Origin of the sequence: Pseudomonas sp. BNK-7 (assembly GCF_048072025.1) — a bacterium.
GTDB lineage: Bacteria > Pseudomonadota > Gammaproteobacteria > Pseudomonadales > Pseudomonadaceae > Aquipseudomonas > Aquipseudomonas danubii.
The window spans coordinates 2,195,824-2,210,770 of the sequence record NZ_CP182252.1 but is presented as its reverse complement, the minus strand read 5'-3'; the positions used below and the strand labels follow the sequence as shown (position 1 = coordinate 2,210,770).

The following is a 14,947-nucleotide window of genomic DNA, read 5'->3' as shown; positions in this document are numbered from 1 at the left end:
ACGACCCATGACCTCACCCGCAAAGGACCCAGCCCTGGATAATTTCCGGGCGATTGCCGATGCCATCGCCACGCTGTTTTTCCCTCACGCCGAGGTGGTGCTCCACGACCTGCGCACGCAGAAGATCGACTACATCGCCAACAACCTGTCCAAGCGCGAAGTGGGCGACGATGCGGCCCTGGAAGACTTGCTCAGTGGCGACAGCGACGAACGCAATATCGGTCCCTATGAAAAGCTCAACTGGGACGGCCAGAAGATCCGCAGCCTCAGCAGCGTGCTGCGCGACAGCCACGGTCAGCCAATGGCCGTGCTGTGCATCAACCTGAATATCTCGCTGTTCGAAAATGCCAAGGCCGCGCTGGACCTGTTTCTCTCACCGAGCAAACTGATTCCCCAGCCCGATTCACTGTTTCGCGACGACTGGCAGGAACGCATCAACACTTTCTTGCACAACTGGCTGCGCGAGCGCCAGCTGGGGCTGAACCTGCTGACCCGCGACCACAAGCGCGAACTGGTACTGGCGCTGCACGCCGAAGGTGCCTTCAAGGGCAAGAGCGCCTCCAACTACGTGGCCAACGTGCTGAACATGGGCCGGGCGACGGTGTACAAGCACTTGAAGGAATTGAAGGGACAATAAAGGTTCCCGAGCTCGCCCCTGCACATACCCCCTAGGAACGAGCTCGCGAAAGCGTCCTCAAGCACGCCGCAACGTCTCAATCCCCATAAATATCCGACTTGAAGTACTTGGCCTGGATCTTCTGATATTCGCCCTTGGCGCGAATCTCATCGATGGCCTTGTTCAACTCGCCCACCAGTTCACTGTTGCCCTTGCGCACCGCAATCCCGGCGCCTTCCCCAACGTATTTCGGATCTTTCAACTCAGGCCCGACAAAGGCGTAGTCGGCGCCCCGCGGCATCGACAGGAAATCCTCCAGGGGAATGGTGTCGGCGAAGATCGCGTCCAGGCGCCCGGCCGCCAAGTCCATGTAGATCTCTTCGTTGTTGCTGTAGCGCACCACCTTGATGCCCTTGGGCTCGAAGACCTCGGTGGCGAAACGGTCGGTGGTGGTGGAGCGCTGCACGCCCACGGTCTTGCCCTTGAGGCTGGCGTACTGGTCGTCCACCACCGCGCCCTTCTTCATCACCAGGCGCGACGAAGTGAAGTAGTACTTGTGGGTGAAATCCACCGATTTACGCCGTTCCGCGGTGATGGTCATGGAGGACAGCGCGGCGTCGATCTTCTTCACTTTCAACGAGGGAATCAGGCCGTCGAACTCGCCCTCGATCCACTCGCACTTGACCTGCATCTGCGCGCACAGGGCATTGCCGATGTCGTAGTCGAATCCGCCGATCTTGCCGTCGGCGGTCTTGAAGGCAAACGGCGGATACGCCGCCTCGATGCCCAGGCGCAAGGTTTTCTCGGCAGCCATCAGGCTGCTGCACGCCAACAAGCTCAAGGCCAGGCCACTGATGAGGGGGAGTTTTTTCATGTTCGTTCTCTCGCGGGTTGTTGTTGGTTTGGCAAGACAGAAGGAAAGGATGAAACGGAGGACGCTGCATTTGTACTTGTAAATCCATACTGGACTTTTACGTACATATCGTCAACGGCGCGCACAGCGACTTTTCCCCAGCGGTCGGCGGGAACAGTCGCAGTCGATTACAGGTTGAATTGGGGCGGGCTCAAGCCCCGCCGGCCAGCATCAGGGGGATCAGTCTTTCCAGCGCGCGGCCGCCGCGTGATCACTGTCGCGGCCTTCTACCCAACGGGGGCCGTCGGCGGTGTTTTCCTTTTTCCAGAACGGCGCCCGGGTCTTCAGATAATCCATGACAAAGGCGCAGGCCTCGAACGCCGCCTGACGATGGGCACTGGCTGCGCCGACGAAAACAATGGGCTCGCCCGGCTCCAGGGCGCCGATGCGGTGCAGCACCTCCAGTTGCAACAGCGGCCAACGCTGCTCGGCTTCGGCCGCAATCTTGCCCAGGGCCTTTTCGGTCATGCCCGGATAGTGCTCCAGGAACATGCCATGCACGTCCTGGCCGTCATTGAAGTCGCGCACGTAGCCGACAAAGCTGACCACCGCGCCAACCCCGGTATCGGCAGCGTGCATGGCGTTGACTTCGGCGCCGGGATCGAAGGCCGCGGTTTGCACACGGATTGCCATCTCAGCCTCCGGTCACAGTGGGGAAGAACGCCACTTCATCGCCGTCCGCCAGGGGCTCGTCAAGCTGGCACAGCTCTTCGTTGCGGGCGCACATCAGGTTCTGTTCGGCGAGCACGGCGGCCCCGTCACGGGACAACAGCGCCTGGCGCACATCGTCGACACAGGCAAAGTCGCCCTCGACAAGCAGGCCATCGAGCCCCAGGGCCTCACGGTAGCGGGCAAAGAACTTCACCGAGATCCTCATGCGTCAGCCACCCGGTAATCACCGCTCTTGCCGCCGGATTTCTCCAGCACTCGCACGCCGTCGATGGTCATGCCGCGGTCCACGGCCTTGCACATGTCATAGATCGTCAGCGCGGCGACGCTGGCGGCGGTCAACGCCTCCATCTCCACCCCGGTCTGCCCCGACAGCTTGCAACGCGCCACGATGCGCACGCTGTCCTCGCCTTCGGCACTGAGCTCGACCTTGACGCTGGTGAGCATCAACGGATGGCACAGGGGAATCAGCTCACTGGTTTTCTTCGCCGCCTGGATTCCGGCGATGCGCGCCACGGCGAACACGTCACCCTTGGGGTGACCACCACTGACGATCATGTGCAGGGTTTGCGGGAGCATGCGCACCCGGGCTTCGGCCACTGCCTCGCGGAAGGTCACGGCCTTATCGGTGACGTCGACCATATTGGCGCGACCTTGGGAATCGAGATGAGTCAGCACGGTGTTACTCCTGATCAGGTGGGCCGATTGTAAACCTGCGGGTCAGTTTTTCGCACGGGGCATCTGCCCGGCGTTTGGCTGCGCCAACCGGCAATCAGCCTGGCGAATAACCCGCATCAAAACAACGAATTGGAGCCCGACTGCGGATAAACGTACAACAGCGCAAAAACCCGCAAAAGGAAGTCACTTCATGGCCTTGTTCGTTTCGATCCTGCTCAGCCTGCTCGCCGGTTTCGCCGTGCCCCTCCAGGCCGGGACCAACGCCCGCCTGGGCACCCTGCTGGGGCATCCACTGTGGGCCACCGGTGTTTCGCTGCTGGTCAGCCTGCTGGTGCTGGGGGTCCTGCTGCTGTTCATTAAAGTGCCCAAGCCCAATCTCATGGCCGCGCTGCAAGGCCCCTGGTGGATCTGGATGGGTGGCCTGGCCGGGGTGCTCTACATCACCGTCGCGCTGTTGATGGCGCCGCGCCTGGGGGCGCTGAACTTCATCATGGTGGTGATCATCGGCCAGTTACTGATCTCGCTGATCATCGACTACTTCGGGCTGGTGGGTCTGCCACGCAAGGACATCAGCCTGCAGAAGCTGATCGGCGTGCTGGTGGTGATCGGCGGTTTCGTCATCACCACCCGCGGCTGAGGCGCCATTTCAGGCCTTGGCCACGCTGGCCAGCTTGACCTGTTCACGCAACCAGCGATGGGCCGGGTCATCGCTCAAGCGCGAGTGCCAGATCTGCACGAACTTGAAGGGCGCAATGTTCAAGGGCGGGGTCAGCCGCAGCAGCCCTTCCGGCAGCGGAATCTCGTCCAGGGTGCGGCTGGCCACGGTAAGAATCAGGTCGGTGCCGCGGATCATCCCAGGCGCGATGCCCCAGTGGGGCACGCTGACCGCGATCTGCCGTTGCAGTCCCTCCTCCCCCAGGCGGTGATCGACTTCACCATTGAAACAACCGTCCATCGACACCTGCAGATGGGGACGCTGCAGATAGGCCGTCAGGTCCAGGCCGCCGTCACCCTCAAGGGTGGCGCGGTCCACCAGACAGGAAAAAGTTTCCTCGAACAGCACTTCCTTGACGATCTCGTCCGAGGAGGTGGGAAACACCCCCAGGGCCAGGTCGATCTTGCCTTGGGTGATCTGCTCGAACATCTCGTGGCGGCTGCCCTGGGTTACCACCAGACGCATCAAGGGCGCTTCGCCACGCAGACGCACCAGCAACCTGGGGAGCACGATCGCCGCACCGTAATCCGACATCGCCAGGTGAAAGATCCGCTGGGAGGTGGCCGGATCAAAGTCGAGGGACTTGCCGAACAGGGTTTCGATCTGACTGAGAATCTCCTTGAGGGGCGCTTGCAGGCTGCGGGCCAGGGGGCTGAGCAGCACGTCGTTGCCCTGGCGGATCAGCAACGGATCATCCAGTAGCACCCGCAGCTTGCCCAGGGAATGACTGATAGCAGGCTGGCTCAGGTGCAGGCGCTCGCCAGTGCGGGTCACGTGCTTTTCCGTCAGCAAGGCATCGAGTACCACCAACAGATTCAGATCGATATTGCGCAGGGAAACGCGGGTCATCCGGTGTTTTCCAACTGGGAAGCGCTCTACGGCGGGGAGCCGCAGAATAACCCAGTGGCGCAGGCCGAATGCAAAACGGGCGACCCGAAGGCCGCCCGTGCTGGAAGCAATTGCCGTTACAGATGGCTCTCCGCGTACTCCGCCAGGATCGAGCGCGGCACCCCTTGCAAGGTGATGTGCACGCCGTTGGGGAAGTCCTTGAAGCGTTCGGTGAGGTAGGTCAGGCCCGAGCTGGTGGCCGACAGGTAAGGGGTATCAATCTGTGCCAGGTTGCCCAGGCACACCACTTTGGAACCGGCGCCGGCGCGGGTGATGATGGTTTTCATCTGGTGCGGGGTGAGGTTCTGGCATTCGTCGATCAGGATCAGGCTCTGCTGGAAGCTGCGACCGCGGATGTAGTTCAGGGATTTGAACTGCAACGGCACCTTGCTGAGGATGTAGTCGACGCTGCCGTGGGTGTTCTCGTCATCCATGTGCAGGGCTTCGAGGTTGTCGGTGATGGCGCCCAGCCAGGGTTCCATCTTCTCCGCCTCGGTGCCCGGCAGGAAGCCGATCTCCTGGTCCAGCCCCTGCACGCTGCGGGTGGCGATGATGCGCCGGTAGCGCTTGCTGACCATGGTCTGCTCGATGGCGGCAGCCAGGGCCAGGATGGTCTTGCCGGAGCCGGCGGCGCCGGACAGGTTGACCAGGTGGATGTCCGGGTCGAGCAGCGCGTACAGCGCCAGGCCCTGGTAGATGTCGCGCGGTTTCAGGCCCCAGGCTTCCTGGTGCAACAGGGGTTCCTGATGCAGGTCGAGGATCAGCAGCACATCGGCGCGGATTTCCTTGATCCAGCCGACAAAGCCCTGTTCGTCGATGATGAATTCGTTGATATGCACCGCCGGCAGGTTGTCGATCAACTGCACCTGGTGCCAGGTACGGCCGTGATCCTGACGGGTTTCCACCTTGCTTACGCGGTCCCAGAACGAGCCGCTCATGTTGTGGAAACCATTGGGCAGCAGGGACACGTCGTCCACCAGCTGGTCGGTGCTGTAGTCCTCGGCGGCGATCCCGCAGGCCCGCGCCTTGAGGCGCATGTTGATGTCTTTGGTCACCAGCACCACGGGCAAGTCCTTGTTGCGCGCGTGCAGGTCGATCAACTGGTTGATGATGATGTTGTCGTTGAGATTGTCCGGCAACAGGCTGTTGGGCTCGTTGCGCTTGCTCATCAGAATCGACAGCAAGCCCTTGGGCCCGCTCTTGCCACGCTGGATCGGCACGCCCAGCTCGACATCCTCGGGCGAAGCCTCGCCCAGAGTCTTGTCGATCAGGCGGATCGCCTGACGGCATTCGGCGGCCACGCTGTGATGCCCGCTCTTGAGCTTGTCCAGCTCTTCAAGGACGGTCATGGGGATGGCGACGTGGTGTTCTTCGAAATTCAGTAAGGCGTTGGGATCGTGAATCAATACATTGGTATCGAGTACATAAAGGATTGGCTGGTTGGAGGAAGCGCTACGTCCGTGGTCATCCATACTCGGTCACCTTATGTGGGAGCCAGTCGACGCAATACCATGGGGTATCGCGCCTCGAATGACCACCGAATTCACCCGCAGGGGTTCAGGTGAGCTGCACACACAAGGAGTCTTGGGAGACGCCACCTGTGTCGCAGGTTTCGGCGGTCTGAGTTCGTAATACTCCAAAAACCGTGACAGGAAAACGCACTTTGACGCTTTTTTGATGTTTATTTTTCAGGGTGACGAAAAGCCCTTGGCGCGCTGCCCGGTCACCGTTAAAGTCGGAAGTCCGCCTGCCTCGAAATCCCGCCGAAATCCGCCCCCTTTTGCGCCCACGCCCCTTGTTTACGGGCACTTGGCCGTTTCAGCGAAACGCGTCCTGACAATCCTCCCAACCGATGCCACTTTGCGCGGTCTGCGCCAGCAGCCAGGGCAAGCTGCTCTTGACCCCGTCCTGTTTGGCATTGAAAGCGATCACCCCACGCCGCCATAGCAACATCAAGGTCAGCACCCGCTGGCCACTGTCCTCGGCCTTGAGCTTGCCGGCACCGTCCTGGGCGTCGATGTCCCACAATGCCACCTGCATGCCCTGGGCATTGAAGAAGCCCTCGGCGTCGGCACGACGCTGGCCAAAGGGCGGGCGGAACAAGGGCACATAGTTTTCCGGCAGTTTGCTCTTCACCAGATCGGCGCTGCGCTGGATCGAATACTGCCAGTCCTGCCAGTGGCTGTGGGAGCGGAACTCCCAGCCTTGCACGCCAACGCACTGCCTGGAGTACAGCGATTGCAGGCTGGCCACCGAGGCCTTGTCGAGGCGATTCTGGATGTCGTTGCCCAGGACAAAGAACGTCCCGCTGAGATTGGCCTTGCGCAGGTAGTTGGTGAGCCAGGGCGTGTTGTCCGGCGCCAGGTTGGCGGCGCTGTCGAAGGTCAGCAGAAACAGCCGGTCGTTGAGTTCGTCGCCATTGCGCTCGTAGTCGCCGTAGCGCAGCACCTCGCTGCTGGTCTGGGGAGCCAGCGCCGCCTTGCGCAGCAACTCGTCCAGGTACTGCTCATGGAAGGTCCGGCTCGGCTCGCCCCAACGGGCGTAGTAGGAATCCTCCGCCAAGTGGAACTTGCCGGCCTGCTTGCGCAGTTGCTGCATGTTTTCCACCAGGTAGCAGAACGAAGCGTCCTGGTCGCAGCTCTGCTGGGCGAAGTTGTAGTTGTCCAGCAGGCGTTTCCAGAGATGCTCGCGCAGCTCAGAGATCGCCTCCATGTTGATCATGCGCAAGCCCAGGCGCTGCTTCAGGGACGCCTCGTCCCAGGCCTCGCTGACCAGCAAGGCGCGGGCAAAGGTCAGGATCTCGGCCCGCGAGGCGACGTCGAACAGGGTCGGGTTGTCGAGCTTTTCCGGCCAGGTGCTGCGATCCAGGGTCGCCACATCATTGGGCGCCGCCAGCACACTGAGACTCAGAAGCCAGGCCGAGAAGAAAAACGCGATACGCAAAAGAGACGCCTCCAGAACAAAACCCGCGCGGCACTATAGCCGATATGCCGCGCAGCGAAGGCATTCACCCGGCATCCGCCACGCGTCAGCTATCGCCTTGATAGGTGGAGTCCGAACGCCCGAGCCAATAGAATCCCCCGACGCTAAAAGGAGACGACTCATGCTGATGGTGATTTCACCCGCCAAGACCCTCGATTACGAGACGCCGCCGGTCACCCCGCGCTTTACCCAGCCGCAATACCTCGACCATTCCCAGGAACTGATCCAGCAACTGCGGGAACTGAGCCCGGCGCAGATCAGCGAACTGATGCACGTGTCCGACAAGATCGGCGGCCTGAATGCCGCGCGCTTCGGCAGCTGGACTCCAGCCTTCACTCCCGACAACGCCAAGCAGGCGCTGCTGGCCTTCAAGGGCGACGTCTACACCGGGCTCAATGCCGAATCCTTGAGCGAAGCGGACTTCGACTACGCCCAGCAGCACCTGCGCATGCTCTCCGGCCTGTACGGCCTGCTGCGCCCCCTGGACCTGATGCAACCCTATCGCCTGGAAATGGGCACCAAGCTGGCCAACGCCCGTGGCAAGGACCTGTACGCTTTCTGGGGCACGCGCATCAGTGAATGGCTGAACGAGGCCCTGGCCGATCAGGGCGACGATCTGCTGCTGAACCTGGCCTCCAACGAGTATTTCTCGGCAGTCAAGCGCACGGCCCTGAACGCGCGGATCATCAACACCGAGTTCAAGGACCTGAAGAACGGCCAGTACAAGATCATCAGCTTCTATGCCAAGAAGGCCCGGGGCCTGATGAGCCGTTTCGTCATCCAGGAACGCATCAACGACCCCGCACAACTCAAGCAATTCGACGTCCAGGGCTATCGCTTCAGCGCGGAGCAATCCAAAGCCGACAACCTGGTGTTCCTGCGCGACCACGCACCGGAATAAAACGTTCCCCTGCCGCGCTCGTTGCCACCCGGCGAGCGCGCCAGAATGTGATCACTCGCACATTCCCCGCCTCCTTTTAGCCATTTTTTTGGCGCCATAAAATCTTCATCTATTTCTATAACTTTTCTTTCACTCGACAACAGTGATTTTTTTCAGTAGTGGCACCACTTTTTTTATTAGGTAGTGGCACAAAACTATCTACGCAGTTCAACTCCCCACAACTAAAGGCCCAAACCTTAAGTGCTATCAGTTTGAAAGCAGTGCCATCTTTCTCAATATTTCAAGAAATTTCGCAAAACAGGATGAGCGGGCCGGAACTATGCCTGCGGACACCGCTCATACCACCGGTAACGATTCTCAACGAGCTTGTAGGAGATGACTTACACGGACTCAACTGAAACTAATCAAGTTGCGTCCACCTTTGACCAATGAGTCACAAACTTGAACTAAAGGGTAAACAACAGGAGATAAGGCAGCACAACTATCCCCTAACGAGCCAAGGAACAGCTGGCCTTCAAGGGCCGCGAGAACCAACTGAAAAGCCCGTATTACGTGGCCTTCAGCCATCCCAAGGATAGCGGATGGTTTTTCTCGCGAACCCTGCAGCAGGAGCCGCCGGCAACATTCAAGGGCAAATCAGAACAACAAGGATCGGTTGCGCACAACTTGAGTGCACTTATTTAGACACTCGGAACTTAGTCTGCCTGCACGCGGCCCTACAACGTACTTCGTTGTACTTCCGAGTGCGCAACAACAGCTGGCAAACATTAACTCCGGCCATCTAATGGCGTGAATAACACAGAGGTAAATGCGATGCGCATCAGCATATTTGGTTTGGGTTACGTCGGTGCAGTCTGTGCCGGTTGCCTGTCCGCACGGGGCCATGAAGTGGTTGGCGTAGATATCTCCAAAGACAAGATCGACCTGATCAACGCCGGTAAATCGCCGATCGTTGAACCGGGTCTGGGTGAACTTCTGGCGCAAGGTATCCAGACCGCTCGTCTGCGCGGCACCACCAACTTCGCCGAAGCCATCCGCGATACCGACCTGTCGATGATCTGCGTCGGTACCCCGAGCAAGAAGAACGGCGACCTGGAACTGGACTACATCGAATCGGTGTGCCGCGAGATCGGTTTCGTCCTGCGCGACAAGGCCACCCGCCACACCATCGTGGTGCGCAGCACGGTGCTGCCGGGCACGGTGAAGAACGTGGTGATCCCGATTCTCGAAGACTGCTCGGGCAAGAAGGCCGGGGTGGATTTCGGCGTCGCGGTGAACCCGGAGTTCCTGCGTGAAAGCACCGCGATCAAGGACTACGACTTCCCGCCCATGACCGTGATCGGCCAGTTCGACCAGGCCTCCGGTGACGTGCTGCAAGCGCTGTACGAAGAGCTCGACGCGCCGATCATCCGCAAGGACATCGAAGTCGCCGAGATGATCAAGTACACCTGCAACGTCTGGCACGCCACCAAGGTCACCTTCGCCAACGAGATCGGCAACATCGCCAAGGCGGTGGGTGTGGACGGCCGTGAAGTGATGGACGTGGTCTGCCAGGACAAGACCCTCAACCTGTCCCAGTACTACATGCGCCCCGGCTTCGCCTTCGGCGGTTCGTGCCTGCCCAAGGACGTGCGCGCTCTGACCTACCGCGCCAGCTCCCTGGACATCGAAGCGCCGCTGCTCAACTCGCTGATGCGCAGCAACGAATCCCAGGTACAGAACGCCTTCGACATCGTGTCCAGCCACGACAAGCGCAAGGTCGCCCTGCTGGGCCTGAGCTTCAAGGCCGGCACCGACGACCTGCGCGAGAGCCCGCTGGTGGAACTGGCGGAAATGCTCATCGGCAAGGGCTTCGACCTGAGCATCTACGACAGCAACGTCGAGTACGCCCGGGTCCACGGCGCCAACAAGGACTACATCGAGTCGAAGATCCCCCACGTCTCGTCCCTGCTCAACTCGGACTTCGACGCGGTGATCGGCAAGTCCGACGTGATCATCCTCGGCAACCGCGACGAGAAGTTCCGCGCCCTGGCCGAAGACGTGCCCCACGGCAAGCAGGTCATCGACCTGGTGGGCTTCATGTCCAAAGCCTCCAGCGTCCAGGGCCGAACCGAAGGGATCTGCTGGTAAAGGCATGCGCCTGTAGCCGCTGCCGCAGGCTGCGATCGTCCCCGAAGGGGCGTGCTCCCGAGGGCATCTCGAGGCCCTGCGGACCTATCGCAGCCTACGGCAGCGGCTACAGGGTACCGCTTAGAATTTTAGGACGCAGATTATGCACAGGCTAAAGCACGGCCTGCTTCAGGCCGCCGGTTGGCTGTTTTACTTGAGTTTGCTGATGGGCATGGCCTTGCTGCTGCCCGCATCGACCTTCGACTCGCAGTCCAAGGACTTCATTTTCCTGATTGGCGCCGTGGGCATCTGGCGCTACTCCATGGGCGCCACGCACTTCGTGCGCGGCATGCTGTTTCTCTACGTGGTCTACCCGCACCTGCGGCGCAAGGTGCGCAAGCTCGGCAGCGCGGCCGACCCGTCCCACGTGTTCCTGATGGTCACCAGCTTTCGCATCGATGCGCTGACCACCGCCCAGGTCTACGGCTCGGTGATCCGCGAAGCCATCGACTGCGGCTTCCCCACCACCGTGGTCTGCTCGATCGTGGAAATGTCCGACGAGTTGCTGGTGAAAAGCCTGTGGACGCGGATGAATCCGCCGGAGCGGGTCAAGCTGGACTTCGTGCGCATCCCCGGCACCGGCAAGCGCGACGGCCTGGCCTTCGGTTTCCGCGCCATCTCCCGCCACCTGCCGGACAACCGCGCCGTGGTGGCGGTGATCGACGGCGACACCGTGCTCGGCGAAGGCGTGGTGCGCAAGACCGTGCCCTGGTTCCAGCTGTTCGGCAATGTCGGTGGCCTGACCACCAACGAATTCTGCGAAGTGCGCGGCGGCTACGTCATGAGCCAATGGCACAAGCTGCGCTTCGCCCAGCGCCACATCAACATGTGCTCCATGGCCCTGTCCAAGCGCGTGCTGACCATGACCGGGCGCATGTCGGTGTTCCGCGCCACCGTGGTCACCGACCCGGACTTCATCGCTGACGTGGAAAGCGACTCCCTGCAGCACTGGCGCCTGGGCCGCTTCAAGTTCCTCACCGGCGACGACAAGTCCAGCTGGTACAGCCTGATGCGCCTGGGCTACGACACCTTCTACGTGCCCGACGCGGCGATCAACACCGTGGAACACCCGCCGGAGAAGAGCTTCATCAAGGCCAGCCGCAAGCTGATGTTCCGCTGGTACGGCAACAACCTGCGGCAGAACGCCCGGGCCTTGGGCCTGGGAGTCAAGCGCCTGGGACTGTTCACCAGCGTGGTGCTGTTCGACCAGCGCGTGTCGATGTGGACCTCGCTGCTGGGCCTGACCGTGGCCATCATCGCCAGCGTCAAGTACGGCACCGCCTTCATCCTCGCCTACCTGCTGTGGATCGGCATCACCCGGCTGATCCTGACCCTGCTGCTGTCCTGCTCGGGGCACCACATCGGCCCGGCCTACCCCTTGATCCTCTATTACAACCAGATCGTCGGCGCCCTGGTGAAGATCTACGTGTTCTTCCGCCTCGACCAGCAATCCTGGACCCGCCAGGACACCAAGCTGACCCGCGACCTGGCCAGTTTTCAACGTTGGTTCAACACCTGGTCGTCTCGGACCATGACCTTCTCGGCCGGCAGCGTGTTCGTCGCTGTCCTGCTGCTGATGGTCTGAACCGCCTTGCCTGAATTAACTAGGAAATCGACCCTATGAACACCGCCGTGAACGTCAATGTAGTGCATGAATCCGAAGCCCAACGCCAGCACGCCCGGGTCAAGATCCCGGCCAAGCTGCGCTTCTTCGGCAACGAGGCCAAGCCCCTGGAAGTGCGGGTCCACGACCTCTCGGCCGGCGGCCTGAGCTTCAACGCCGGGCAGCAGATGCTGACCGTGGGTGCCGTGCACAAGGGCCGCCTGCAGTTCGTCATCGACAACCTGGGCCTGGCCATGGACGTGGAGCTGCAGATCCGCTCCTTCGATCGCCAGAGCGGCCGCGTCGGCTGCCAGTTCCAGAACCTCGAACCCCAGGACATTTCCACCCTGCGCCACCTGATCACCTCGCACCTGGCCGGCGACATCGTCAGCATGGGCGACGTGCTCGCCACCCTACAGCGCGACAACTTCACCAAGGCGCGCAAGGTCAAGGACAGCGGCAGCGGCATGACCGCCATGGGCCGCCTGCGGGCCGTGACTTTCAGCGCCGGGATCTTCGTGGTGGGCCTGGCGGCGTTCGGCTTCATCCTCAAGTCGGTGTACGGCATGTACTTCGTCAGCCACGCCCAGGCCGGCCTGGTCAGCGTCCCGGGGATGAACGTCACCATGCCGCGCGACGGCACTGTGCAAAGCCTGGTGCAGAGCGACGGCATCGCCGCCAAGGGCGCGCCACTGGCCACCTTCAGCACCAGCATGCTCGACGTGCTCAAAGGCCACCTGGCTGAAGACCAACTGCAACCGGCCAAGGTCGAGGAACTGTTCGGCAAGCAAATGACCGGCACCCTGACCTCCCCTTGCGACTGCATCGTGGCCCAGCAAATGGTCGCCGACGGCCAGTACGCCAGCAAAGGCGACGTGATCTTCCAACTGGTGCCCCGCAACAGCCAGGCCAACGTCGAGGCGCGCTTCTCCTACCGCCAGTTCGGCGACGTGCGCCCGGGCACCCGGGTCAACTTCCAGATCGCCGGCGAGGATGAAGTACGCACCGGCACCATCGTCAGCAGCACCAGCCTGAACAGCAGCGACCTGTCCTCTGACATCCGCGTGCAGATCAAGCCCGACGCGCCGCTGAGCAGCACCTTCGCCGGCCGCCCGGTGGAAGTCAGCAGCGACCGCGGCCCGTCGATGAACTGGCTGATCGACAAAGCCATGGCTGCGGGTCTGTAACCATGACAGTGCCTACCCAGCTCTCTGTAGCCGCTGCCGCAGGCTGCGCCCAGCCGCGCAGTGGACGCAATCCGGTCGACTCGATGCACCCCGACAACCAGCACGAGCGCTGCGCGCTCGATCGCAGCCTGCGGCAGCGGCTACAGGGTTCGGTGTTGCCCTTGGTCGCCGCCCTGGCCCTGGCCGGTTGCGCCGGCTTGCCGGACCAGCGCCTGGCCAACGAAGCCCTGAAGCGCGGCGACACCGCGCTGGCCGAACAGAACTACCGGCAACTGGCGGACCTGGGCTACAGCGAGGCCCAAGTAGGCCTGGCCGACATCCAGGTGGACAGCCGCGACCCGGCGCAGATCAAGCAGGCCGAGGCCACCTATCGCGCCGCAGCCGATGTGTCGCCCCGGGCCCAGGCACGCCTTGGCCGCCTGTTGGTGGCCAAGCCCGGTTCCACCGAGGCCGAGCAGCACGAAGCCGAAGGCCTGTTGAAAAAAGCCTTTGCCAACGGTGAAGGCAACACCCTGATTCCCCTGGCGATGCTGTACCTGCAATACCCCCACAGCTTCCCCAACGTCGACGCCCAGCGGCAGATCAGCCAATGGCGCAGCGCCGGTTACCCGGAAGCCGGCCTGGCCCAGGTGCTGCTGTACCGCACCCAAGGCAGCTACGACCAGCACCTGGCCGAGGTGGAAAGCATCTGCAAGGCCGCACTCAACAGCACCGACATCTGCTACGTGGAACTGGCAACCGTTTATCAGAAACGCGGCCAGCCGGAGCAACAGGCCGAGCTGCTCAAGCAGCTGCAGGCCAGCTACAGCCGTGGCACGGTCAGCGCCCAGCGCGTCGACAGCGTGGCCCGGGTGCTGGGCGATGCCAGCCTGGGCAAACCGGATGAAAAAACCGCCCAGGCCCTGCTGGAGCAGGTCGCTCCGGGTTACCCGGCGTCCTGGGTCAGCCTGGCCCAGCTGCTCTACGACTTCCCCGAACTGGGTGACGTCGACAAGATGATGCAGTACCTGGACAACGGCCGCGCCGCCGACCAGCCCCGCGCCGAACTGCTGCTGGGCAAGCTCTACTACGAAGGCAAATGGGTGCCGGCCGACGCCAAGGTCGCCGAAGCACACTTCCAGAAAGCCGTGGGCCGCGAAGTGGCTGCCGACTATTACCTCGGCCAGATCTACCGCCGTGGCTACCTGGGCCAGGTCTACCCACAAAAGGCCCTGGACCACCTGCTGACCGCCGCGCGCAACGGCCAGAACAGCGCCGACTTCGCCATTGCCCAGTTGTTCTCCCAGGGCCGCGGCACCCAGCCCAACCCAGTCAACGCCTACGTCTTCAGCCAACTGGCGAAGGTCCAGGACACACCGCAGGCCAACGAGCTGGCGCAACAACTGGAAAGCCAATTGCCGCCTGCACAGCGCGCCGAAGCCCAACGCCTGCTGCAACAAGAGCAGGCCGTGCGTGGGGCCTTGAGCCAGAACGCGCTGCAACTGCACGCCCTGCAAGAAGAAGACGGCGAGGAAACCCTATGACGCTCCCCCCACTCAATACACCTCCTGTAGCCGCTGCCGCAGGCTGCGATCGAGCGCAAAGCGCTCGCCACACCAGCCCCCGCCAATCGCGGCTGCTGCGCGA

General features: G+C 61.9%; 14 protein-coding genes. 7 read left to right on the top strand and 7 right to left on the bottom strand.

The window, feature by feature from the left end:
• Positions 1 to 7 precede the first annotated feature (7 nt).
• Positions 8 to 637: a helix-turn-helix transcriptional regulator gene (locus ACMGF8_RS10215; protein ID WP_102861254.1), complete on the top strand. Its 630-nt coding sequence runs from the start codon at positions 8 to 10 to the stop codon at positions 635 to 637.
• Positions 638 to 713: 76 nt separating this feature from the next.
• Here the strand turns inward: ACMGF8_RS10215 and ACMGF8_RS10210 are convergent, their stop codons facing one another.
• From ACMGF8_RS10210 to moaC, 4 genes are all read right to left on the bottom strand, one after another.
• Positions 714 to 1,490 carry an ABC transporter substrate-binding protein gene (locus ACMGF8_RS10210; protein WP_102861253.1) on the bottom strand — a complete coding sequence of 259 codons (777 nt, stop codon included), beginning with the start codon at positions 1,488 to 1,490 and terminating at the stop codon, positions 714 to 716.
• Between the two features lie 219 nt (positions 1,491 to 1,709).
• On the bottom strand, positions 1,710 to 2,162 hold the full coding sequence (gene moaE, locus ACMGF8_RS10205; RefSeq protein ID WP_102861252.1) for a molybdopterin synthase catalytic subunit MoaE: 453 nt from the start codon (positions 2,160 to 2,162) through the stop codon (positions 1,710 to 1,712).
• Position 2,163: 1 nt separating this feature from the next.
• Complete coding sequence (locus ACMGF8_RS10200; RefSeq protein WP_102861251.1) at positions 2,164 to 2,406, bottom strand: MoaD/ThiS family protein; 243 nt, start codon at positions 2,404 to 2,406, stop codon at positions 2,164 to 2,166.
• Positions 2,403 to 2,876 (bottom strand): cyclic pyranopterin monophosphate synthase MoaC, encoded by a 474-nt coding sequence (gene moaC / locus ACMGF8_RS10195; RefSeq protein WP_416759479.1) that lies wholly within the window; start codon positions 2,874 to 2,876, stop codon positions 2,403 to 2,405. The genes ACMGF8_RS10200 and moaC overlap by 4 nt, the downstream gene beginning before the upstream one ends.
• Before the next feature lie 190 nt (positions 2,877 to 3,066).
• On the opposite strand from moaC, the gene ACMGF8_RS10190 reads away from it, so the two are divergent.
• Positions 3,067 to 3,513, top strand: coding sequence for a DMT family transporter (locus ACMGF8_RS10190; RefSeq protein WP_047301890.1), 447 nt, complete (start codon positions 3,067 to 3,069; stop codon positions 3,511 to 3,513).
• Positions 3,514 to 3,522: 9 nt separating this feature from the next.
• Here the strand turns inward: ACMGF8_RS10190 and ACMGF8_RS10185 are convergent, their stop codons facing one another.
• The 3 genes from ACMGF8_RS10185 to ACMGF8_RS10175 form a co-directional block, all read right to left on the bottom strand.
• Positions 3,523 to 4,440 (bottom strand): LysR family transcriptional regulator, encoded by a 918-nt coding sequence (locus tag ACMGF8_RS10185; protein ID WP_102861249.1) that lies wholly within the window; start codon positions 4,438 to 4,440, stop codon positions 3,523 to 3,525.
• Positions 4,441 to 4,556: 116 nt separating this feature from the next.
• Positions 4,557 to 5,951: a PhoH family protein gene (locus ACMGF8_RS10180; protein ID WP_102861248.1), complete on the bottom strand. Its 1,395-nt coding sequence runs from the start codon at positions 5,949 to 5,951 to the stop codon at positions 4,557 to 4,559.
• Between the two features lie 346 nt (positions 5,952 to 6,297).
• Positions 6,298 to 7,422 (bottom strand): polysaccharide deacetylase family protein, encoded by a 1,125-nt coding sequence (locus ACMGF8_RS10175; protein ID WP_102861247.1) that lies wholly within the window; start codon positions 7,420 to 7,422, stop codon positions 6,298 to 6,300.
• Between the two features lie 160 nt (positions 7,423 to 7,582).
• Here ACMGF8_RS10175 and yaaA point away from each other — a divergent pair, with 160 nt between their 5' ends.
• The 5 genes from yaaA to algK all read left to right on the top strand — a co-directional run bounded on the left by yaaA (position 7,583) and on the right by algK (position 14,844).
• Complete coding sequence (gene yaaA / locus ACMGF8_RS10170; RefSeq protein ID WP_102861246.1) at positions 7,583 to 8,362, top strand: peroxide stress protein YaaA; 780 nt, start codon at positions 7,583 to 7,585, stop codon at positions 8,360 to 8,362.
• Positions 8,363 to 9,175: 813 nt separating this feature from the next.
• The gene (locus tag ACMGF8_RS10165) at positions 9,176 to 10,492 is read left to right on the top strand and encodes a nucleotide sugar dehydrogenase (RefSeq protein WP_102861245.1); all 1,317 of its coding nucleotides are present in this window, start codon (positions 9,176 to 9,178) and stop codon (positions 10,490 to 10,492) included.
• A gap of 142 nt (positions 10,493 to 10,634) precedes the next feature.
• Entirely contained in the window at positions 10,635 to 12,116 is a 1,482-nt protein-coding gene (gene alg8 / locus ACMGF8_RS10160; RefSeq protein ID WP_115581653.1) for a mannuronan synthase, read from the top strand.
• 35 nt (positions 12,117 to 12,151) lie between these two features.
• Positions 12,152 to 13,321, top strand: a complete 1,170-nt coding sequence (locus tag ACMGF8_RS10155) for an alginate biosynthesis protein Alg44 (RefSeq protein WP_102861243.1) — start codon at positions 12,152 to 12,154, stop codon at positions 13,319 to 13,321.
• Between the two features lie 83 nt (positions 13,322 to 13,404).
• A complete protein-coding gene (gene algK / locus ACMGF8_RS10150) occupies positions 13,405 to 14,844 on the top strand; it encodes an alginate biosynthesis TPR repeat lipoprotein AlgK (protein ID WP_243433797.1) in 1,440 nt (479 codons plus the stop codon).
• The last annotated feature ends 103 nt before the right edge of the window (positions 14,845 to 14,947 follow it).

Coding starts and splice junctions, on each gene's coding strand:
- ACMGF8_RS10190 (WP_047301890.1), top strand. CDS start 3,067: ATGGCCTTGTTCGTTTCGATCCTGCTCAGCCTGCTCGCCGGTTTCGCC.
- moaE (WP_102861252.1), bottom strand. CDS start 2,162: ATGGCAATCCGTGTGCAAACCGCGGCCTTCGATCCCGGCGCCGAAGTC.
- ACMGF8_RS10185 (WP_102861249.1), bottom strand. CDS start 4,440: ATGACCCGCGTTTCCCTGCGCAATATCGATCTGAATCTGTTGGTGGTA.
- ACMGF8_RS10210 (WP_102861253.1), bottom strand. CDS start 1,490: ATGAAAAAACTCCCCCTCATCAGTGGCCTGGCCTTGAGCTTGTTGGCG.
- algK (WP_243433797.1), top strand. CDS start 13,405: ATGCACCCCGACAACCAGCACGAGCGCTGCGCGCTCGATCGCAGCCTG.
- ACMGF8_RS10200 (WP_102861251.1), bottom strand. CDS start 2,406: ATGAGGATCTCGGTGAAGTTCTTTGCCCGCTACCGTGAGGCCCTGGGG.
- ACMGF8_RS10155 (WP_102861243.1), top strand. CDS start 12,152: ATGAACACCGCCGTGAACGTCAATGTAGTGCATGAATCCGAAGCCCAA.
- yaaA (WP_102861246.1), top strand. CDS start 7,583: ATGCTGATGGTGATTTCACCCGCCAAGACCCTCGATTACGAGACGCCG.
- ACMGF8_RS10165 (WP_102861245.1), top strand. CDS start 9,176: ATGCGCATCAGCATATTTGGTTTGGGTTACGTCGGTGCAGTCTGTGCC.
- ACMGF8_RS10215 (WP_102861254.1), top strand. CDS start 8: ATGACCTCACCCGCAAAGGACCCAGCCCTGGATAATTTCCGGGCGATT.
- ACMGF8_RS10180 (WP_102861248.1), bottom strand. CDS start 5,951: ATGGATGACCACGGACGTAGCGCTTCCTCCAACCAGCCAATCCTTTAT.
- alg8 (WP_115581653.1), top strand. CDS start 10,635: ATGCACAGGCTAAAGCACGGCCTGCTTCAGGCCGCCGGTTGGCTGTTT.